15 protein-coding genes, 1 tRNA gene and 1 other RNA gene are annotated in these 19663 nt (G+C 71.2%); 11 read left to right on the top strand and 6 right to left on the bottom strand.

What is annotated here, in order from left to right:
• Positions 1 to 36: 36 nt before the first annotated feature.
• A complete protein-coding gene (locus tag ACFVX9_RS32270) occupies positions 37 to 1557 on the top strand; it encodes an MFS transporter (protein WP_380374524.1) in 1521 nt (506 codons plus the stop codon).
• Between the two features lie 137 nt (positions 1558 to 1694).
• Here ACFVX9_RS32270 and ACFVX9_RS32265 read toward each other — a convergent pair whose 3' ends face one another.
• Positions 1695 to 2330, bottom strand: coding sequence for an HhH-GPD-type base excision DNA repair protein (locus tag ACFVX9_RS32265; RefSeq protein WP_371518035.1), 636 nt, complete (start codon positions 2328 to 2330; stop codon positions 1695 to 1697).
• A gap of 486 nt (positions 2331 to 2816) precedes the next feature.
• Between ACFVX9_RS32265 and ACFVX9_RS32260 the strand changes: the two genes are divergently transcribed.
• The 5 genes from ACFVX9_RS32260 (at position 2817) to ACFVX9_RS32240 (ending at position 10776) form a co-directional block, all read left to right on the top strand.
• Complete coding sequence (locus ACFVX9_RS32260) at positions 2817 to 4109, top strand: helix-turn-helix domain-containing protein (RefSeq protein WP_387984987.1); 1293 nt, start codon at positions 2817 to 2819, stop codon at positions 4107 to 4109.
• A gap of 67 nt (positions 4110 to 4176) precedes the next feature.
• A complete protein-coding gene (locus ACFVX9_RS32255; RefSeq protein ID WP_387984984.1) occupies positions 4177 to 4959 on the top strand; it encodes a toll/interleukin-1 receptor domain-containing protein in 783 nt (260 codons plus the stop codon).
• A complete protein-coding gene (locus ACFVX9_RS32250) occupies positions 4956 to 6929 on the top strand; it encodes a hypothetical protein (RefSeq protein ID WP_387984981.1) in 1974 nt (657 codons plus the stop codon). Before ACFVX9_RS32255 ends, ACFVX9_RS32250 begins: the two co-directional genes overlap by 4 nt.
• The gene (locus ACFVX9_RS32245) at positions 6926 to 8173 is read left to right on the top strand and encodes a hypothetical protein (protein ID WP_387984978.1); all 1248 of its coding nucleotides are present in this window, start codon (positions 6926 to 6928) and stop codon (positions 8171 to 8173) included. Before ACFVX9_RS32250 ends, ACFVX9_RS32245 begins: the two co-directional genes overlap by 4 nt.
• Before the next feature lie 209 nt (positions 8174 to 8382).
• Positions 8383 to 10776 (top strand): germacradienol/geosmin synthase, encoded by a 2394-nt coding sequence (locus ACFVX9_RS32240; protein WP_387984975.1) that lies wholly within the window; start codon positions 8383 to 8385, stop codon positions 10774 to 10776.
• A 139-nt stretch (positions 10777 to 10915) separates the two neighbouring features.
• Here the strand turns inward: ACFVX9_RS32240 and ACFVX9_RS32235 are convergent, their stop codons facing one another.
• Positions 10916 to 11668, bottom strand: a complete 753-nt coding sequence (locus tag ACFVX9_RS32235; protein ID WP_063348641.1) for a TetR/AcrR family transcriptional regulator C-terminal domain-containing protein — start codon at positions 11666 to 11668, stop codon at positions 10916 to 10918.
• A 233-nt stretch (positions 11669 to 11901) separates the two neighbouring features.
• Here ACFVX9_RS32235 and ACFVX9_RS32230 point away from each other — a divergent pair, with 233 nt between their 5' ends.
• Both ACFVX9_RS32230 and ACFVX9_RS32225 read left to right on the top strand, forming a co-directional pair.
• The gene (locus ACFVX9_RS32230) at positions 11902 to 13428 is read left to right on the top strand and encodes an MFS transporter (protein ID WP_387984972.1); all 1527 of its coding nucleotides are present in this window, start codon (positions 11902 to 11904) and stop codon (positions 13426 to 13428) included.
• Positions 13429 to 13577: 149 nt separating this feature from the next.
• Complete coding sequence (locus ACFVX9_RS32225) at positions 13578 to 14285, top strand: helix-turn-helix domain-containing protein (RefSeq protein ID WP_387984969.1); 708 nt, start codon at positions 13578 to 13580, stop codon at positions 14283 to 14285.
• Between the two features lies 1 nt (position 14286).
• Here ACFVX9_RS32225 and ACFVX9_RS32220 read toward each other — a convergent pair whose 3' ends face one another.
• Positions 14287 to 14703 carry a VOC family protein gene (locus tag ACFVX9_RS32220; RefSeq protein ID WP_380479297.1) on the bottom strand — a complete coding sequence of 139 codons (417 nt, stop codon included), beginning with the start codon at positions 14701 to 14703 and terminating at the stop codon, positions 14287 to 14289.
• Positions 14704 to 14885: 182 nt separating this feature from the next.
• On the opposite strand from ACFVX9_RS32220, the gene ACFVX9_RS32215 reads away from it, so the two are divergent.
• On the top strand, positions 14886 to 15845 hold the full coding sequence (locus ACFVX9_RS32215) for an aldo/keto reductase (protein WP_387984965.1): 960 nt from the start codon (positions 14886 to 14888) through the stop codon (positions 15843 to 15845).
• Between the two features lie 49 nt (positions 15846 to 15894).
• Here ACFVX9_RS32215 and ACFVX9_RS32210 read toward each other — a convergent pair whose 3' ends face one another.
• The 3 genes from ACFVX9_RS32210 to ACFVX9_RS32200 all read right to left on the bottom strand — a co-directional run bounded on the left by ACFVX9_RS32210 (position 15895) and on the right by ACFVX9_RS32200 (position 17965).
• Positions 15895 to 16386, bottom strand: a complete 492-nt coding sequence (locus ACFVX9_RS32210) for a hypothetical protein (protein ID WP_380374508.1) — start codon at positions 16384 to 16386, stop codon at positions 15895 to 15897.
• 247 nt (positions 16387 to 16633) lie between these two features.
• The gene (locus ACFVX9_RS32205; protein WP_387984962.1) at positions 16634 to 17764 is read right to left on the bottom strand and encodes a hypothetical protein; all 1131 of its coding nucleotides are present in this window, start codon (positions 17762 to 17764) and stop codon (positions 16634 to 16636) included.
• 116 nt (positions 17765 to 17880) lie between these two features.
• Positions 17881 to 17965 (bottom strand) — tRNA-Ser (locus ACFVX9_RS32200).
• 110 nt (positions 17966 to 18075) lie between these two features.
• On the opposite strand from ACFVX9_RS32200, the gene ffs reads away from it, so the two are divergent.
• Together ffs and ACFVX9_RS32190 are read left to right on the top strand one after the other, a co-directional pair.
• An RNA gene (gene ffs / locus ACFVX9_RS32195) (signal recognition particle sRNA small type) lies at positions 18076 to 18166 on the top strand.
• A gap of 81 nt (positions 18167 to 18247) precedes the next feature.
• A partial coding sequence (locus ACFVX9_RS32190; protein WP_387984959.1) for a DNA polymerase III subunit gamma and tau occupies positions 18248 to 19663 on the top strand: 1416 nt, incomplete at its 3' end.

The raw sequence follows: 19663 nt of genomic DNA, 5'->3' as shown, positions 1-19663 counted from the left end.
ACGAGCAGGACGAGCAGGACGGATGAGGAGTACCGAATGAAGACCGCGGACGCGGACCGACGGAGGTGGATCGCGCTGGCGATCGTGATGGTCGCCTCCTTCATGGACCTGGTGGACGTCACCATCGTCAACATCGCCATCCCCAGCATCCAGGAGGACACCGGCGCCTCCTTCAGCGCCATCCAGTGGGTCACCGGCGGCTACGCGCTGGCCTTCGCGATCGGGCTGATCACCGGTGGTCGGCTGGGCGACATCTACGGCCGCAAGCGGCTGTTCCTGATCGGCATCGGCGGGTTCACCGTGGCGTCCGCGCTGTGCGGCCTGGCCTCCGGCCCCGAGATGCTGGTCGGGATGCGGGTGCTCCAGGGCGGCACGGCGGCCATGATGGTGCCGCAGGTGCTGTCGATCATCCACGCGACCTTCCCGGCGGAGGAGCGCGGCAAGGTGTTCGGCATGTTCGGCGCGGTGGTCGGGCTGGGCGCCGTCTCCGGGCCGCTGATCGGCGCGCTGCTCACCGAGTGGGACCTGTTCGGCCTGGCCTGGCGCCCGATCTTCCTGATCAACCTGCCGGTCGGCATCGCCGGGCTGCTGCTCGGGCGCCGCTTCATCGACGAGTCGAAGGCCGAGCGGGCGCTCAAGCTGGACCTGGTCGGGGTGGCGCTGGCGAGCGTCGGCCTGCTGATGCTGATCTACCCGCTGACGCACGGGCGGGAGGCCGGCTGGCCGCTCTGGGGCTACCTGTCGATGGCCGGCAGCCTGGTGGTGTTCGCGCTGTTCGTGGCGTACGAGAAGGCCAAGACGCGGCGGGACGGCTCGCCGCTGGTCGAGCTGTCGCTGTTCCGGGTGAAGAGCTTCGCGGCCGGCATCGGCGTGCAGCTGGCCTTCGGCGTGGTCTGCGGGATCTTCTTCCTGGTCTGGACGCTGTACATGCAGCTGGGCCTCGGCTGGAGCCCGCTCAAGGCCGGCTCCACCGGCATCCCGTTCTCGCTCGCCGTCTCGGCCGCGGCCGGGCTGTCCGTGCAGAAGCTGGTGCCCCGGTTCGGACGCCGGGTGCTCCAGACCGGCGCGCTGGTGATGGCGGCGGGCGTGCTGACGTACATCTGGGAGGCGGACCGGTACGGGACGGCGATCGCGCCCTGGCAGATGGCGCTGCCGCTGGTGGTGATGGGCCTGGGGATGGGCCTGATCGTCGCGCCGATCACCGACGCGATCCTGGCGGAGGTGCCGCGCGCACACGCCGGTTCGGCGTCGGGGCTGATCAACACCGTCCAGCAGATGGGGAACGCGCTGGGGCTCGCGCTGGTGTCGGTGGCCTTCTTCGGGGCGATGGACGACGTGGTCGCGCCGGAGGCGATGGGCACCGCGTTCGGCGGGGCGTTCGTCCACGCGATGTGGTGGGTCGCGGGGGCGCTGCTGGTGGTGTTCCTGCTGATGTTCGCGCTGCCGCGGCGCAAGGCGGTCGCGCCGGCCGGCGCGGATGCGGCGGGTGCGGTGGACGCGCCGGCGACGGCGGGTGCGGCGGATCCGACGGACGAGCGGGAGTCCGTCCTGGCCTGACAGGCACTGCTGAGGGCCCCGGTCGCGCGGCGCGACCGGGGCCCTCAGCGCATCCTGGGAGGCCGTGGACCGTACGGCGGTGGACTCCTCGGCGGCTCGGCAACGGTTCCCGGCGGGGCCGGCCGGGCGATCGGTTTTCAGCGCGCCCCGGCCGTGCTCACCGCCGTCGTCCGGGTCGTGGTCTTCGCCGCGGACTTGGCCTCCTTCGCGGCGCGCTTCATCTCCTGCTTGAACTCCCGTACCAGGTCGAGGGATTCGGGCCCGGTGATGTCGGCGACCGAGCGGTGCGCGCCCTCCTCGCCGTACACGCCGGCCGCCTCGCGCCAGCCCTCCGGCCGCACGCCGTACTGCTTGCCGAGTAGGGCCAGGAAGATCTGCGACTTCTGTTTGCCGAAACCGGGCAGGGCGTTGAGGCGGCTGAGCAGTTCCTTGCCGGTGCGGGTGTCCTTCCAGAGCGCGGCGGCGTCGGCGTCGTACTGCGCCACCAGGAACTGGCAGAGCTGCTGGACCCGTTTGGCCATCGCGGCCGGGTAGCGGTGCACGGCGGGCTTCGCGGACAGGAGGGCGACGAACTCCTCCGGGTTGTACACGGCGATCTCCCGGGCGTCCAGGTCGTTGCGTCCGAGCCGCTGGGCGATGGTCAGCGGACCGGTGAACGCCCATTCCATCGGCACCTGTTGGTCAAGCAACATGCCGACGAGCGCGGCCAGCGCACTCCGTCCGAGCAGTTCGTCGGCCTCGGGCTGCTGTGCGAGCCGGACGGTGACGTTCATGGGCTTGCCCTCCTCGGAGTTGACGTCGGGTCGGCGCCCAGTCTGGTGGACGGGGCGGGGGCGGAGGCGGTCAACACGCCCGTAGCAGGGGAAGTCTTGGTGTTCCAGGGCCTTGGCGTAGCTGGCTTGTTCGTTGGCGGAGCGACCGCCCGAGACGCCCGATCCGGCGGTCGGGAGAGCCGGCGGAGTACTTTTTGCCCGCGTCGGCCACGGGCACCTCGGTGCTGTCGTCCGTCCGGTTGGCCCTCGAAGCCGGGTCGGCGAACTGCCTGTTCGCGCTGCGGGCTCTCGTGCATGGATATGTCGCTAACTCTTTTTGTTCGCATGGTCATTCGAGCAGGAAAGAGGAAACGGGAAACCCTGACATTCCCCGTTTCACCGGCTCGATCGCATGCCAAGATTCAGGCGGAAGCGAGGGGAGGCCGCTTCCGGCCCAAGATGCGAAACCGTGGACGGTCGGATTCCAGAAGAAGGATTGGCATGGCCATGTCTAATAGCTCGAATGGGTTCGGCCCGGAGCTGCGCAGGCGCCGACTCGCAGCCGGGCTGACGCTCACCCGGCTTGCCGAACTGCTCAGCTACAGCAAAGGTCACCTCAGCAAGATCGAACGCGGCCACAAGGCGCCACCGCCCGAGCTTGCCCGCCGCTGCGACGCCCAGCTCGCCGCTGGTGGCGAGCTGGAGAAACTTCTCCCGGCTGAGCCGACACGGCTCGACAAGGAGGTGGTCACCGAAGACGAGGAGCCGCTGTTCCGGATCGAACGCGGCGGCGTTCGCTGGTCCGGAGAGCTCAGACGGCGGCAATTGCTCGCCGCCGGGGCCACTTCTCTGCTCGGGTGCGGGCCCCCAGCTTCCCTACCGTTCGTCGCCACAGCGGAAGCGGTGACGGACTCGGCCCCAGTGGAGATCTTCCGCGCCCAGTTCGACCAGATGCGGCGCCTCGGCCAGTCCAGCCACCCCGGCACGTTGCTTCCCCTGCTCACAGCCCAGACACACGCCCTGCGCGAACTCGCCATGCAGGCCGGTGGCGCGAACCACGGCCGGTTACTCGTGCTGGCCGCTCGGTTCGCGGAGTACGCCGGCTGGATGGCCCAGGAAGCAGGCGACAATCCATCTGCGCTTCGATGGACCGCCCGGGCCGTCGACCTTGCCGAGGCCGGTGGCGACCGCGACCTCGCCTCGTATGCCCTGGTCCGGCGCGCCCTCGTCGCCTTCTACGCAGGTGATGCGACCCAGACCGTACAGCTTGTCGGGCCCGCGCAGACCAGCGGCCTGCCACCGAGAATCCGCGGCCTCGCTGCTCAGCGCGAAGCCCAGGGGCACGCTCTCGCCGGGGACCACACCGCCTGCCTGCGGAGTCTCGATCGCGCCCGCGACCTGCTGGCCAAGGCCGAGGTCGAGGACGGTGGCGGCACACCCGTCCTCGGTACCACGAACCTGGCCGACCCGGCCTCCATGGTCACCGGCTGGTGTCTGTACGACCTCGGTCGCCCTGGACCAGCGGCCGAGGTGCTCGACCGCGAGTACCCGAGGATTCCGGCACAGGCTGTCCGCAGCCGAGCCCGCTACGGCCTTCGACGCGCCCTTGCGCACGCCGCCGCCGGGGAGCCGGAGCGTGCCAGCGAGGTCGCCTCAGTCCTCCTGCCGCTGGTCCCGGCGTTGCGGTCGGCCACGATCCGGGCCGACGTGCAGCGGCTCGCCCGTGAGCTGAACCGGTTCCGGACCGGCCGGGCGGTACGGGACCTCCAGCCCCTGCTAGCCCACGCGCTACACCCGTAGACCACGTGAAGCCTCGGCCCGTCCACGGCCGGTCCCCATCCGACATCCACCAGAGAGGTGACCCGTCATGCCCGACATCTTCGTCAACTACCGCACCAGTGACCAGGAAGCCGCCGCCACCCTGATCGAGCGAGAGCTCTCCCGGCGCTTCGGCAGCGATCGGGTTTTCCGCGCCAGCAAGTCCATCAAGATCGGTCGACGCTTCCCCCAGGAACTACTCACCGCCGTCCGCCGCAGCAGCGTGCTCATCGCGGTCATCGGCCCGCTTTGGGGAGAGGCCCGCACGGCGGACGGGCGGCGCGCGCTGGACGATCCTGAGGACTGGACCCGGAAGGAGATCGCCGAGGCCTTCGAGAGCGGAGCTCTCGTCGTGCCGGTGCTCGTCGGCCGCACCACACGGCTTGACCGGCACGATCTCCCCCCGGAGATCGCCGAGCTGGCCGAATGCCAGTATCGCCGTCTTGACACCCGTGACGCGGAGACCGGCCTCAACCGGATCGGCGACGACCTTGCCGAGGCGATCCCCGAACTCGCGGCGGCCGAGCGGCGGATCGCGAACGCCGGCAGTGCCGAAAGCACCCGCAACCAGGTGGGCCGGACTGACGGCAGCGTGGTACAGGCTCAGGACTACCGGCACGAGCAGAGCGGAGGCGTCGGGACTGTGGGCGGCGACGTGGGGACGTTCATCAACAACGCGAGCGGCCAGGTGCACACCGGGGGCGGAGATCAGCACAACACCATCCGACACGGCAGTGTCGAGTTCCACGGTGACGGCGGCAACTACCTCGAACGCGGAAACGTCAACCAGGAGTTCGGCGACCGCCGTGACCGCGAGGAGCGGCGGCGGTGACCTACCACGAGGACGGGACACGGATCCACAACGTCCAGGGACAGACGCACACGGGCAACGGGGCCCAATACAACTTCTACTACCGCTACGACGCTGGGGAGCGACTGATCCGCAGCGGCGGCGATCCGCTGCGGGTGGCGCTCGAACACAGGCGCTGGTTGAGCCGGCGATTCATCGCTCCGTCCGGCTACGGAAGCGCGATCGAGAAGCTGAAGACGCCCGGCTCGTCCGTCCTCGTGTCCGGGCCCTCCGGAGCTGGACGCCGGACCGCTGCTGCCGTGCTGCTGCACCAGGCGGGTAAGGCTGAGGACCCGTTCCGTGAGATCTCCCTGGACGGTCTGCAGGATGAGCCGACCGACCTGGCAAAGGGCGAGCGCGTTCTCTTCGACCTGTCGGACGTGTCCGAGGAGAAGTTCGTCGACGCGCAGGCACTGTTGAAGACGTACTGGGGCAGGGTGGAGCGCTGCTGCGGCTGGCTAGCCGTGGTCCTGCCTCCGGAACACGACCATCTCCTGCGGTCGGAGTTCCGCCAGCTGGTGGTGTCGATCGGTCGTCCGAACGGCGGTGCGGTACTGCAACGGCACCTGCGTCGGGCGGACATCGAGGTGTCGCGCTCGATGCTGGACAGGTCGGTTCTGGGAGAGCTTCTGGGGAGCTCTCCCATGCGGGAGTTGCAGCAGCTGTCCGAACTGGTGATCCAGGCCCGCTCGCAAGGCGGTGAATTCGATACGTGGGCCGGCCTGGCTCTTGTGGCCCTCCGGGAGCGCGGCAGGGAGGCGGCCGTGCAGATCGCCAGCCTGAACGACGGGCGCCAGCGGGCGCTGCTGTTCACCGCAGCGATGCTGGACGGGGCGCCGGTCGATTCGGTGTTCCGCTTATCCGAACGGCTGTTGTCGAGGGTCGACTACCCGGAGGACGAGCGTCCCCGGCTCGACCGCACCGATCTGAACCAACGCCTGAGTGAGCTGGGAGTGGAGGTGATCGAGGGGCGGATTCGCTTCAAGGCACTGGCGTACGGGTCAGCCGTTCGCGCACATTTCTGGCTGTACTACCCGGACCTGCGCCAGACGTTCCGGACCTGGGTCGATGATGCGGTCAGGGCGACGGAGTGGCTGGATCCGGCCGAGCGGCAGCGTCTGGTCGGCCGCTTCGCCGAACAGGTGTTGAACGTTGGTGACTTCCGTTCGCTGACGGACCTCGTGGAAGCGTGGATGGAGGGGACCGGGTTGCTTCCGGAGGCGCTGGTGGTGCTGAGGCAGGGGCTCATGGACGAGCGTTGGGGCTCGGACTTCCGGATGAGGATCTACGACTGGTCGATCGACCCGGGAATCCATCCCGGCCTGGTGCGGGGGCTGGTACAGATCTGCGTTGACGTCATGGCTCCTCACCACCCCGGTCAGGCACTCGTCCGGCTGCACCACCTCGCGCGGAGGGAGGAGGTGAACGGCTCGCACTATGCCCGGGAGGCCTTGCTCGAACTGGCCCGCACGGACAGACGGTTGTATCCGCGGTTGCTGGGCCGGGTGTGCGAGGGCCTGGAGCGGTCGGAGCCCTGGCGGCCGGACGTCGAGATCTTTCTGGCGTTGGTGGATCCACTGCCCGTCGAGGCGTCGAAGGAAGTGCTCGCGCGGGGTTGGGCGGGGGTCCTTGCGGTGGCACCAACGGAGTTGTGGGTGTCGGGGGTCGAGGCATGGCTCTCGGCCGCTCGGCCGGCGGAGGATGGGGGTGAGCAGCTGATGGAGATCCTGATTGATGCCGCTGACCGTCTTCACACCGCTGACCGGCGGATCGCCGTGCTCAGCCGCTACTACCTTCTGGCGTACGACTGGGCAGCCACGTCGGATGAGGCACTGGCATCTGTAAGCCGAGCCGACGTGGCGGCGCGCTTCCACCGGAAGATCGACCGCGCGCAGGGCATCGAGCCGTTGGACCTGTCCTCGGCCGAATCGACCGAGGGGAGAGGCAGGTGAAGGGCGCTGGGAAGGCGGCGCTCGTCGGGTTGGCCCTCGCGGCCGGGACAGTCACCGTGGTTCTCGGCCTGTCGGCACGGTGGCCGGTCTGGCTCTGGGCGGTGCCAGCGGTGGTGGCTGCGGTGTTGGCGGCCCTGCTGGCCATGGCACGAGCCCCGGAGTCGGAGGCTGAGGTGGGGACGGATGCCGATTCGGAGTCGGACGAGCCCCCGTATGAGGAGGCCCGGGTGGACCGGGTGGCGCTGCCCAGCCGGGTCCCAGACTACGACTTCATCTTCTCGGTGACGGTCTGGTGGCGCCCGATCCCGAACATGACCGGCCTGGTGCACGCCAGTCCCGCCAGTCTGGCGATCGAGACCGTGCTCTCCCGCGCGCGGGAGGTGACTGAGAAGGAGGATCCGGGGCGGCTCGACCTGGTCCGGCACCAGCTGAACGGTGTGCTCGGGATTCAGGGCCAGGACCCCTCGGCCCTGGTGGAGGTCATGGGTGGACGGGTTTCGCTCAGCCTTCCGGAGGATGACCGCAGCCGGCTGGGGAAGCTGTCCGAGGTGCGGAAGACGGAGGAGGTCTGGGAGCACGAGCGGCGGTACGAGCAGAGCAAGCGGGCTTACCTCGGCGAGGACGTCCTGAAATCGCCTGGCAGCGCGGTGGTGTGGTGGCTGGCGCGTCATGACGACGAGGTCGTACAGGCCGTCGACATGATCGGTCCGCTCGCGCAACTGTCGGCGGCGGCCAACAACGAGGCTGTGGATGAGTTGTACGAGCACCTGGTTCCGCGGCCGATCGATGAGGCGGGTCCCTTCCAGGACGATGTGACGCCCAGGTGGCCTCGCGGGGGCGATGAGGGGGAAGACGGGGCTGCGCCGTGGTCTCCGAGGACTCCTGGGCCGGAGGGGCCGAACGGGTCCGGAACGGGGCCGCGGGTGGTCGGGCCGCTGAACCAGCTGCTGGATGACGTCGATCTGATGAAGGACTCCCCCGAGCGGAGGCTCTACGCGCACCGAGTGGCGGAGTTCACCGATGCGATGGGCCGTCCGAATCAGGCGTCGCTGATCCGGGAGAGTCTGCGTGGGGACGGTGATGGAGGCGCAGGGGCGGTTCCAGGTCAGCAACGTCCGGCAGAGGACCGTAGTGACGGCCCGTTTGGTTCCTGGGGCAAGGTCGACAGCGGGTTGAACGGATTCGCTGCGAGCGGTACTTCGCACGGGACCGGGCATGGATCCGAGGACTGGCACGAGGGTTGAGGATGAGGGGCGGCGCAGCGGGACCGGAGGTCGGCGAGCGTACGACCCGTGCGTGCGATCCAGTCGGGACCGCGCATTCGGGCGGAAGTTCGAGTGGGGGGTTCGAGCGAGTAGGTCATCTTGTATGACTGTTTCCGTTGCGCCGGTGCGGCGACCTGCCGGCGGGCCATTCTTGGTGCAATCGACGCGTCCAGAAAGGCTCGCCCGCCGTGACCCAGCCGTTCGAACTGCCGTCCTTCTACCTGCCGCACCCGGCACGCCTCAACCCCCATCTGGACGAGGCGCGGGCCCATTCCTCCGTCTGGGCACGGGAGATGGGAATGCTGGAGGGCTCCGGCATCTGGGACCAGGCCGACCTGGACGCCCACGACTACGGCCTGCTCTGCGCCTACACCCACCCCGACGCCTCCGCCGAGGCGCTCTCGCTGGTCACCGACTGGTACGTGTGGGTCTTCTTCTTCGACGACCACTTCCTCGACATGTTCAAGCGCAGCAACGACCGCGAGGCCGGCAAGGCGCACCTCGACCGGCTGCCGCTGTTCATGCCGGCCGACCCGGCCACCCCGATGCCGGAGCCGGAGAACCCGGTCGAGGCGGGCCTGGCCGACCTGTGGCGGCGCACCGTGCCGGTGATGGGCGAGGACTGGCGGATCCGCTTCGCCGAGAGCACCCGCAACCTGCTCAACGAGTCGCTCTGGGAGCTCGCCAACATCAACGCCGGCCGGATCTCCAACCCGGTCGAGTACATCGAGATGCGCCGCAAGGTGGGCGGTGCGCCCTGGTCCGCCCAGCTGGTCGAGTACGCGGCCGGCGCCGAGGTCCCGAAGGAGGTCTCCGGCTCGCGCGCGCTGCGGGTGCTGATGGACGCCTTCTCGGACGGCGTGCACCTGCGCAACGACATCTTCTCCTACCAGCGGGAGGTGGAGGACGAGGGCGAGCTGAGCAACGGCATCCTGGTGCTGGAGAAGTTCCTGGAGTGCTCCACCCAGGAGGCCGCCGAGGCGGTCAACGACCTGCTCACCTCGCGGCTCCAGCAGTTCGAGAACACCGTGTTCACCGAACTGCCCGTGCTGTTCGCCGAGACCGGGCTCGCCCCCGAGGGCCGCGCCCGGGTGCTGGCGTACGTCAAGGGCCTCCAGGACTGGCAGTCCGGCGGCCACGAGTGGCACATGCGCTCCAGCCGGTACATGAACGGCGGTGGTGCGGCGGCCGGTTCGGGCGGCCGCGTCGCGGCGGGAACGGGCGGCGCGCTGCCCGGCACCGGCAACTGGTGGGACCCGTTCGCGATCGGCGGGGTGGGCACCTCGGCGCTGGACATCCTGCGCAGCACGGCGATGGGCGGCGGTGGACCTGCGGCCGGCCAGGCCGGCCCGGGCGGCGTCGGACCGGCCGTCCGGCGGGCCCGGTCGCACGCCCACGTGCCGTACCAGCCCGTCGGACCGTCCCGACTGCCCGAGTTCAAGCTGCCGTTCGAGGCCACCCTGAACCCGCACCTGGGCGGCGCGCGGGAGCGGGTGATCGAGTGGGCCGAGCGGATGGGCCTGCTGGCGGAGCAGCCCGGCATCCCCGGATCCGGCATCTGGGACGCCGCGTCCATGCGGGACTACGACCTCCCGCTCTGCGCGGCCGGCATCCACCCGAACGCCACCGCCGACCAACTCGACGTCTCCTCCGCCTGGTTGGCCTGGGGGACCTGGGCCGACGACTACTACCCGGCGGTCTTCGGACGCACCCGCGACCTGGCCGGCGCCAAGCTCGCCAACGAGCGGCTCCCGCTGTTCATGCCGGTGGACGGCAGCCCCGCGCCCGAGCCCGCCAACGCCCTGGAACGCGGCCTCGCCGACATCTGGGAGCGCACCGCCGGCCCGATGACGGCGGACGCCCGGCGGACGTTCCGCCAGACCGTCGAGGACATGACCGCGAGCTGGATCTGGGAGCTCAACAACCAGGTGCAGAACCGGATTCCGGACCCGGTGGACTACCTGGAGATGCGCCGCGCCACCTTCGGCTCCGACCTCACCATGAGCCTGTGCCGGCTCGCCCACGGGAAGGCCGTGCCGCCCGGGGTGCACGAGCACGGCTCGATGCGTTCGCTGGAGAACTCGGCCGCGGACTACGCGTGCATGATGAACGACCTGTTCTCGTACCAGAAGGAGGTCGAGTACGAGGGCGAGGTGCACAACGCCGTCCTGGTGGTGCAGAACTTCTTCAACTGCGACTACCCGTCGGCGGTCCGGATCGTCGACGACCTGATGCACTCCCGGCTGGACCAGTTCCAGCACGTCGCGGCGAAGGAACTCCCCGTCCTGTACGACGACTTCGCGCTGGAGCCGGAAGCGCGGGAGCTGCTGGACGGGTACGTGAAGGAGCTGGAGCACTGGCTCGCGGGCATCCTGGTCTGGCACCGGGACTGCCGCCGGTACCGCGAGGAGGACCTGCTGCGGCACTTCGGCGCGGAGCGGCAGCTCAGGGCGGGGGCGGCGGTCGAGGAACTGCCCGTGCCCGCCGCGGTGCCGCTCGGCCCGACCGGCCTGGGCACGGCCTCGCTGCGCCCGCCGCTGGCCGGCGCGGCTCCGGCCGCCGGGGTGGCGGCCCTGGGCTGACCGGAGGGTGCTGCGCACCACCGGCCGCCCGCACCACCGACTGCCCGCCCCGGCGGCCCGGTCGGTGGTGCGGGCGGCGAGGTCGGTTCGGGGCCGGGCTACGTCGGGGCCCGGGCGCTGAGCCGGAACTGACGTCCCGTCAACTGGCAGGCCGGGCCTGCCGAGTGGCCTCGATGCCGTCCAGGATCAGCCGGATGCCGTTGGTGAAGCCGCTGTCGCGGGAGCCGTCGGTCACCCCGTTGGCGTCGGTGGTGTAGAGGCGGTGCAGGCGCGGGAAGTCCCGGGTGGCCTCGATGATGGCGGGCAGGAGTTCGTCCATCCAGCCCTGCTCCTCCCGGCCGTGCCGGGCCAGTGCGCTCAGCCAGGAGGCCTCTACGCTGGCCGTCCCGATGACATAGCCGAGCAGGGCCCTCATCGCGTCGCTGGCCTCCATCGGGGTGAAGCCGGCTGCCTCCAGGAAGGTGAGCAGGGCCTCGGAGAGGCGCATCCAGTTCGGCCCGAAGTAGACGAGCCCCAGGTCGCCGATCACCGACACCATCCACGGGTGGCGCAGGATGACCTGGCGCACGCTGCCCGCGCACTCGGCGACGGTGGCGCGCCAGTCCGCCGGGTTCGTGTCGGTGACCGCCGGGATCCAGATCTTGCCGAACACCTCGTCGACGGCCAGGGCGAGCAGTTCGTCCTTGTTGGCGACGTGGGTGTACATCGAGGTGGCGCCGGCGTTGAGGCGGGCGCCGAGCTTGCGCATGCTCAGGGCTTCGATGCCGTCGCTGTCCAGGATGGCGAGTGCCTCCGCGACGATCTGGGCCCGGCTGAGCGCCGGCTGCTCGCGCCGGGGGCGCTCGGGGCGGCTCCACGGTGTCCCGGGCGCGTCCTTCGACCTGGCCGGCATCCGGCCCTCCTCTCGGTCTTCGCCCGCCTGTGCTCGGCTCGGCTGCTCCGTTCAGCATAAGCCGCGCCGCACACCGTACGGCTTTGCGAACGCTGTGCGGTCTCCGTACAGTGTGTGGCGTCCGCACGGTGTGCGGATCGAGGTGCACCGCGGCCGTGGGGACGGACCGCGGTGCACCCGCGACGACTTCCGTCCGGCTACGGCCGGCGCGCTCACTTCGAAGGGGGACCGCGGTGGACCGACATCCGCGCCGCTGGCTCATCCTGGTCGTGCTCTGTCTCAGCAGCCTGGTGCTGGTGGTCGACAACATGGTGCTCACGGTGTCCATCCCGCAGATCGCGGCGGACCTCGGGGCCGGGGCCGAGGACATCCAGTGGATCATCGACTCGTACATCCTGGTCTTCGCCGGGCTGCTGCTCACCTCGGGCAGCCTCTCCGACCGGTTCGGCCGGCGGAAGATGATGATCATCGGGCTGGTGGTGTTCGGCGCCGCCTCCCTGGTCGCGGCCGTCGCCGACAGCCCCGGCCAGCTCATCGCCGGACGCGTGCTGATGGGCGTGGGCGGAGCCCTGGTCATGCCGAGCACGCTCTCCATCCTGATCACCGTCTTCGACGACGAGGAACGGCCCAAGGCGATCGCCGCGTGGAGCGCGGTGGCCATGATCGGCATGATCGGCGGGCCGGTGCTCGGCGGTGCGCTGATCGCGCACTTCTGGTGGGGCGCGGTCTTCCTGCTCAACGTGCCGGTCGCAGTGGTCGCCGTCATCGCGGCGGTCGTGCTGATGCCGGAGTCCAGGGGGCCGTGGCGCCGGCCCGACCTGCCCGGCATGGTGCTCTCGATGACCGGGATGACCGCGCTGGTCTGGTCGATCACCGTGCTGCCCCGGGACGGCATCACCAGCCCCGGCACGCTCGGCACGCTCGTCGTCGGGGTGCTCGCGCTGACCGGGTTCGCCGTCCGCCAGGTCCGGACCGACTCGCCGATGGTCCCGCTCAAGCTGTTCCGCAACCGGGTGTTCACCGGGGCCAGCTTCTCGCTCGTCCTGCTGACCTTCGCCACCGGCGGCCTGATGCTGGTCCTCACCCAGTACCTGCAGTTCGTGCTGAAGTTCTCGGCCACCGACACCGGCCTGGCGTTCCTCCCGCTGGCCGTCGCCTCGCTGGTGTTCAACGCCCTCGGCGCCGTGCTCAGCAAGAAGGTCGCCCCGCGGGTGACGACCTCGGCCGGCATGCTGATCATCGCGGCCGGGTTCGGGCTGCTGGCCACGCTCTCGGTCGGCGACGGCTTCGCCAAGGTCGCCCTGGCCATGCTGGTGCTGGGCGCCGGCTCCGGCCTCGCGATGCCGGCCGCGTCCAACGCGCTGATGGGCGCGATCCCCGGTGAGCACGCCGGTGTCGGCTCCGCGCTCAACGACACCATCCAGCAGTCCGGTTCCGCGCTGGGCGTGGCCATCCTCGGCGCCGTCCTGTCCAGCACCTTCACCGGCTCGATGCCCACCGACACGCCCGCCGCCGGGAAGCACGCGATCACGGACGCGCTCGCCCTCGCCGCGAGCACCGGGGACGGCGGACTGGCCGCCGCCGCGCGCGACGCGTTCAACACCGCGGCCTCCGTCACCTTCACGGCGGGCGGGATCTCCGTCCTGGCGGCCGCTGGGCTGACCCTGGTGCTGATGCGGGACGGCCGGAAGACCGCTCCGGCGGCGGGCCCGGTCGAGGACGCGGCGGAGGTGGCGGAGGCCGTCCAGCGGGTGGGCTGAGCCTGCCCTGTCCTGCCCGGCCCTGTCCTGTTCGGCCCTTTCCTGTCCGTCTCGGCCCCGTCCGCCTCGCGCGGCCGGGGCCGTGGGCGTGCCGCCGGCGTGTCGCCGACCCCCGGCGGCGCCTGGTGGCGGCGCGTAGCCTGGGCCTCATGTCCCCCGAGTACGCGGAGCGGGCGTCGAGGCTGCCGGGAGCGGTCGTGTGGAGGCGCCGGGCCGTCGGGAGCACGGGCGGCGGCGCGGCCGGGCTCGTCCTGCCCGACGGCTGCATGGACCTGCTCTGGACCGAGGGCCGGCTCCTCGTCGCCGGGCCGGACACCCGCGCCTTCCAGCTCGGACCGGGGCTGCGCGGCCCGTGGGCGGGCGTCCGCCTCCCGCCCGGCGCCGCCCCCGCCCTGCTGGGCGTGCCCGCACACGAACTGCGCGACCGGCGGGTCGACCTGGCCGACCTCCGCCCCGGAGCCGAGGTACGCCGCCGCACCGGGCGCATCGACGCGGCGCCCGACCCGGCCGTGGCCCTGGAGGAGTTGGCGCTGCGCCTGGCGGCCGACGCGCGGCCGGTGGACCCGCTCGTCCGGGCGGTCGCCGATGCCCTGGCGGCCGGCCGTTCGGTCGCGGCGACCGCCGAGGCGGTCGGCCTCGGCGCGCGGCAACTGCACCGCCGCTCACTGACCGCCTTCGGCTACGGTCCCAAGACCCTGGCCCGGATCCTCCGCTTGCAGCGCGCCCTCGCGCTGGCCCGCTCCGGCGTGCCCCTCGCCGAGACGGCGGCCCGGACGGGCTACGCCGACCAGGCCCATCTGGCGCGCGACGTACGGGAGTTGGCGGGAATGCCGGCGACCGCCCTGCTGCCCCGTTGACTCAGTCCGTGGCGCCCGGCAGCGGCGCGAACAGGTCGACGCCATTGCCGTCCGGGTCGTGCACCACGGCGTACCGCTGGCCCCAGAAGGCGTCCCACGGCTTCAACTCGCCGTGGTACCCGGCGCCGACCAGGTCCTCGTAGACCGCGTCCACCTGGGCGGGGTCGGCGCACCGGAACGCCAGTGCCGTCCGGCCGCCGCCCGCCGGCGGACGCCAGTCCGGGTGGAACGAGCGGATGGTGGACTCGGGGTCGAGGGCCAGGCGCAGCCCGCCCGGCAGCACGGCCTCGACGTGCGGCTCCTGCTCGGCCCCGTCGGGGAACGCGAGTCCGAGCCGCCGGTAGAAGGCGATCGAGGCGGCCAGGTCCGAGACGGCGAGGCCCACGACGGCGAACTGCGGTGCTGGTGTGCTGTTCATGCCCGTCACGGTAGGCGGCGCCCGGACGCCCCGTCTTGAACGAATCGGACGGTTTCCCGGCTGGTCTGCGCATTGGCCGAGTCGGGCGCGGCCGGGGTGATGATTCTGGTGACCGGATCGCGGCGCGCCACGCCCCGATCGTGGCCCGCACCACCATTACCGACCCCTGGGAGGGATGACTGATGCTGTACCGCAGCCTCGGAGTTGACGGACCGAAGGCCAGCGCGCTGTGCCTCGGCGCCATGACCTTCGGCACCACCGTGGACGAGCAGACCGCGACGGCGATCCTGGACCGGTTCACCGAGGCCGGCGGGACCTTCGTCGACACCTCGAACAACTACGCCTTCTGGGCCCCCGGCGGGACGGGGTACGAGAGCGAGGAACTGCTCGGCCGCTGGATCGCCCGCCGGCGCAACCGTGCCGAACTGGTCCTCGCCACCAAGGCGGGAGCCCGCCCGGTGTCCGAACTCCCCTTCCCCGAACACATGGAGGGGCTGTCCGCCGCTGCGCTGCACAACGCGGCCGAGGGCAGCCTGCGCCGGCTCGGCACCGACCGCGTGGACGTCTACTACGCCCACGTGACGGACCCGTCCACCCCGGTCGAGGAGACCCTCGGGGCCTTCGCCGAGCTGGTGGCCGACGGAAAGGTCGGCCGGCTCGGCTGCAGCAACCACAGCGCCGCGGACCTGGCTGCCGCCAACGAGCTTGCCGAGCAGCGGGGTTGGCCCGGCTACCGGTGCGTCCAGCAGCGCCACAGCTACCTCCGGCCACGGCCGGACGCGGACTTCGGCATCCAGAAGCACGCCGACGAGGAGCTGCTGTCGTACGTCGCGCAGCGGCCGGAGCTGCTGCTGCTGGCGTACTCCCCGCTGCTCGGCGGCGCGTACTGCCGGCCCGACCGGCCGCTGTCCGAGAAGTACCAGTGGCCGGTGGTGCAGGCCCAGTTGGCCGCCCTGGCCGAGGTGGCGAAGGAGACCGGGGCCACCGTCAACCAGGTGGTGCTCGCCTGGCTGCTGGGCCACCCGGTGCCGACGATCCCGGTCGTGGGCGCCAGCTCCGTCGCCCAGCTGGACGAGAGTCTGGCCGCCCTGGACCTGGTGCTCGACGAGGACCAGCGCCGGCGGCTGGACACCGCGGCCTGACCGCGGCGTCCGCCTCGAACCGGCTGCGCGCCGTCAGTCCTGGGTGCCGTCAGCCCTGGGCGCGGACCGCCCGCCACCGGTTGGCGGTGGTCTCGCTCACCGTGTAGAAGAACTCCGACTTGAACTCGGCCCCGTCACTGAGCGCCTCCACCCAGCTCATCGGCCAGTTCCGCCGGCCGTAGTGCTTGTGCACGACCCGGGTGAACGCGGACAGCACGCCGCGCAGCCGCTTCCGGTCCACGTCGAGCAGCTCGACCAGGGACGTGTAACTCACCCGCTCGCCGGGCTGCTTCGCCAGGATGTCGAGCACCCCGGTCACCGCCTGTACCGAGTCCAGCGGATCGGCCGTCAGCCGGCGCAGATCCTGCACGGTCCACTCGACGAACGGCCACTCGCCGTCCTCCTGCGGCCCTTTCTCGGCCGCCGCCGCCACCGCGGCCCCCGCAGCGGCCCCCGAGAGCTCCGCGAGGAACGCGTACACCTGCGTGACGTACTGAGCCGGCACCGGCACCGAGATGAACTGCTGGCTGTCCTGCGTCATGTTTCTTCCCCTCCGACGTGTCGCCCGTCTGGCGGCAGGACAGATACTTGCACGCCATGTGTCCGGGTGTCTATGTATTAACCCGGACTAATTCCGAGACTAAGGCTCGATTAGTCCACCTCGCGGCGCAGCTCGGGAGGGCGGAAGTCACTTCCGGTACCGGCCGACCAGTCGGGGCCGTGGAGCCGACGAAGGCCCGGACCGCGTGAGGCGGTCCGGGTCTTCCGGCTGTCGCCGCCCGTTGCGGTCAGTGGAGGACGTTCAGGAAGTTGGCGGCGTCGTCGACGAAGTACACGGCGTCGTGGTCGAGGTCGACCGCGAGCCCGAACAGGGCGCCGGCGCCGGGCGGGGTGCCACTGCTGTCGAGCGTGCGGACGGCGACCTGGTCGCCGGCGGGGGTGGTCTCGACGAGGTTGCCGTCGCCGGAGTTCACCGTGAGGACGTCGCCGCCCGGGGCGACGGCCAGGCCGAGCGGCCCGTTGAGGTGGCCGCCGGTGCTGACGGTGGTGCCGGTGCCCGCGTCGGTGGTGCGGTGGACGGCGTCGGGGATCGCGGTGATCCGGTTGGCGAGGGTGTCCGCCACGTAGAGCGTGTCGTCGTGGCCCAGCCCGACGCCGGTCGGGCCGATCACCAGGGCGGCCTGGTCGGTCCGCTGGCCGAAGCCCGAGCCGATCCGGGTGGTCGCGACCCGCTGCGGCGGCGCGTCGCCCTGCCGGCACAGGGTGATCCGCAGGACGGTGCCCTGGTCGACCTCGGCCCCGCCGCCCGCGACCGTGCCGTTCAGCACATTGGTCACGAACAGTTCGTCGCGGTCGTCGAAGCTGACGGCCGTCATGTCCCACGGGCCGTTGATGCCGTCGCCGACGATCGTCTCGCGGACCGTCCCGTTGCTGTCCAGGACCAGCAGGCAGCCGGCCTGGACGGTGGCGGAGGTGCCGTCGGTGGTGGGGGTGCTGCCGACCACGACCCAGCCGCCCGGCAGAACGGTCAGCGCGGTCGAGAGCCCGACCCCGCCGGGGCAGGGCCCGGGCAGCTTCGCCGGGTCGATCCGGGCGAACTCGCCGACGGCGCCGTCCGGGCTGACCTGGACCAGGGTGGTCCCGGTGCCCTGCAGGTTCTGCCCGTTGTTGAAGTTGCTGATGAGGACGTTGCCGCGGCGCAGCTTGCCCACGCTGTGCTGGACCACGAACGTGCCGTACGGGTTCTGGTCCCCGTTCGCGGGCACGGTCGAGGCGACCGGTGACACGGTGTTCAGCGGCCCGAGGAACGGCGCCCGGCCGACGGCGCCACCCACCGCCGTGGCGCCGAACACCACCGCGGCGGCGGCGACCACGCCGACCCGCCCCCAGAACCTCGTGCGCGAAGAGTGAAGTCTCATAACTCAAAGTTATGCCGCAGCCGAACCGCCCAGCGCGCGGAGTTCACCCAGCGGTGTCCCCGCGCCGCGAAACGACGAAGGCCCGGACCGTCGGAACGGTCCGGGCCTTCTGCCGGCGGAGGATACGAGATTCGAACTCGTGAGGGGTTGCCCCCAACACGCTTTCCAAGCGTGCGCCCTAGGCCTCTAGGCGAATCCTCCGTGGGAGAGCTTAGTACATGTTCGGGGGTGGTCGCGACCAGCAATCCCGTAGGCGGGAGGGTGGGGTCGCCTGTGGATCGTGGGGGCTCGGATCCGGTAGTGTGGGGGTCAGCCCCTCGTGTGGCGTTATCTCTCTGAAACCCCCCAGGGCCGGAAGGCAGCAAGGGTAAGAGGGCTCTGGCGGGTGCACGGGGGGTCTTTGCGTTCCCGGGCGGTCGCCGGGGGACGGTGGCGAGGCGAGGGGCGACGCGTTTGTCGGTGCGTCCCGATATCGTCGGGGGTGTGTCCCTAGCCCTGTACCGCCGCTACCGCCCCGAGACCTTCGCGGAGGTCATCGGGCAGGAGCACGTGACCGCTCCGCTCCAGCAGGCCCTGCGTAACAACAGGGTCAACCACGCGTACCTGTTCAGCGGGCCGCGCGGCTGCGGGAAGACGACGAGTGCGCGCATCCTGGCCCGCTGTCTGAACTGTGAGCAGGGGCCGACGCCGACGCCCTGCGGAGAGTGCCAGTCCTGTCGCGACCTCGCGACCGGCGGGCCCGGCTCGATCGACGTGATCGAGATCGACGCGGCCTCGCACGGTGGTGTGGACGACGCGCGCGAGCTGCGGGAGCGGGCGTTCTTCGCGCCGGTCCACAGCCGCTACAAGATCTTCATCCTGGACGAGGCGCACATGGTGACCTCGGCCGGGTTCAACGCGCTGCTCAAGGTGGTCGAGGAGCCTCCGGAGCACCTCAAGTTCATCTTCGCGACCACGGAGCCGGAGAAGGTGATCGGGACGATCCGGTCCCGGACGCACCACTACCCGTTCCGGCTGGTCCCGCCGGGCACGCTGCGCGACTACCTGGTGGAGGTCTGCGGCCGGGAGGGCATCCAGGTCGAGGACTCGGTGTTCCCGCTGGTGGTCCGGGCCGGGGCCGGGTCGGTGCGTGACTCGATGTCGGTCATGGACCAGCTGCTGGCCGGCGCCGCCGAGGGCGGCGTGACGTACCAGATGGCGACCTCGTTGCTCGGGTACACCGACTCGGCGCTGCTCGACGAGGTGGTGGACGCCTTCGGCGCGCACGACGGGGCGACGGTGTTCCAGGTGATCGACCGGGTGGTCGAGGGCGGGCACGATCCGCGCCGCTTCGTCGCCGACCTGCTGGAGCGGCTGCGCGACCTGGTGATCCTGGCCACCGTGCCGGAGGCGGGGGAGAAGGGGCTGATCGACGCCCCGGCGGACCGGGTCGCGATCATGCAGGCGCAGGCGGACGCGTTCGGTTCGGCGGAGCTGAGCCGGGCGGCGGACATCGTCAACACCGGGCTGACCGAGATGCGCGGCAACGCGGCGCCGAGGCTGCAGCTGGAGCTGATCTGCGCCCGGGTGATGCTGCCGGGTGCCTACAGCGACGAGCTGTCGTTGCAGGCGCGGCTGGACAAGCTGGAGCGCCGGGCGGCGGCGGGCGGGTTCGCCGCGCCGATGGCGGTGGGGGTGCCGGTGGCGGCGACCATGGCCGCGCCCGTTCCGGCGACGGCGACGGCGCCGGTGCCCGTAGTGGAGACCGCCCCGGTGCAGGCCGCGCCGGTCGCGGCGGCCCCTGTGGTGGCCCCTGCACCGGCCGCACCGGCCGCACCGATCGCACCGGCAGCCCCCGCGGCGCCCGCCGGGCCCGCGCCGGGTGCCTGGCCGATCCCGCGCAGCTTCCCGCCGGCGGGC

The sequence above is a fragment of the Kitasatospora sp. NPDC058243 genome (assembly GCF_042882025.1).
Lineage (GTDB): Bacteria > Actinomycetota > Actinomycetes > Streptomycetales > Streptomycetaceae > Kitasatospora.
The sequence above is the reverse complement of the archived record's forward strand: the minus strand, read 5'-3'. Positions and strand labels throughout refer to the sequence as shown.

What these genes read in the sequence shown, in the direction of transcription:
- ACFVX9_RS32255 (WP_387984984.1), top strand. Translation starts at nt 4,177, where the DNA reads ATGCCCGACATCTTCGTCAACTACCGCACCAGTGACCAGGAAGCCGCC.
- ACFVX9_RS32220 (WP_380479297.1), bottom strand. Translation starts at nt 14,703, where the DNA reads ATGAACAGCACACCAGCACCGCAGTTCGCCGTCGTGGGCCTCGCCGTC.
- ACFVX9_RS32235 (WP_063348641.1), bottom strand. Translation starts at nt 11,668, where the DNA reads ATGCCGGCCAGGTCGAAGGACGCGCCCGGGACACCGTGGAGCCGCCCC.
- ACFVX9_RS32270 (WP_380374524.1), top strand. Translation starts at nt 37, where the DNA reads ATGAAGACCGCGGACGCGGACCGACGGAGGTGGATCGCGCTGGCGATC.
- ACFVX9_RS32265 (WP_371518035.1), bottom strand. Translation starts at nt 2,330, where the DNA reads ATGAACGTCACCGTCCGGCTCGCACAGCAGCCCGAGGCCGACGAACTG.
- ACFVX9_RS32205 (WP_387984962.1), bottom strand. Translation starts at nt 17,764, where the DNA reads ATGAGACTTCACTCTTCGCGCACGAGGTTCTGGGGGCGGGTCGGCGTG.
- ACFVX9_RS32215 (WP_387984965.1), top strand. Translation starts at nt 14,886, where the DNA reads ATGCTGTACCGCAGCCTCGGAGTTGACGGACCGAAGGCCAGCGCGCTG.
- ACFVX9_RS32225 (WP_387984969.1), top strand. Translation starts at nt 13,578, where the DNA reads ATGTCCCCCGAGTACGCGGAGCGGGCGTCGAGGCTGCCGGGAGCGGTC.
- ACFVX9_RS32210 (WP_380374508.1), bottom strand. Translation starts at nt 16,386, where the DNA reads ATGACGCAGGACAGCCAGCAGTTCATCTCGGTGCCGGTGCCGGCTCAG.
- ACFVX9_RS32260 (WP_387984987.1), top strand. Translation starts at nt 2,817, where the DNA reads ATGTCTAATAGCTCGAATGGGTTCGGCCCGGAGCTGCGCAGGCGCCGA.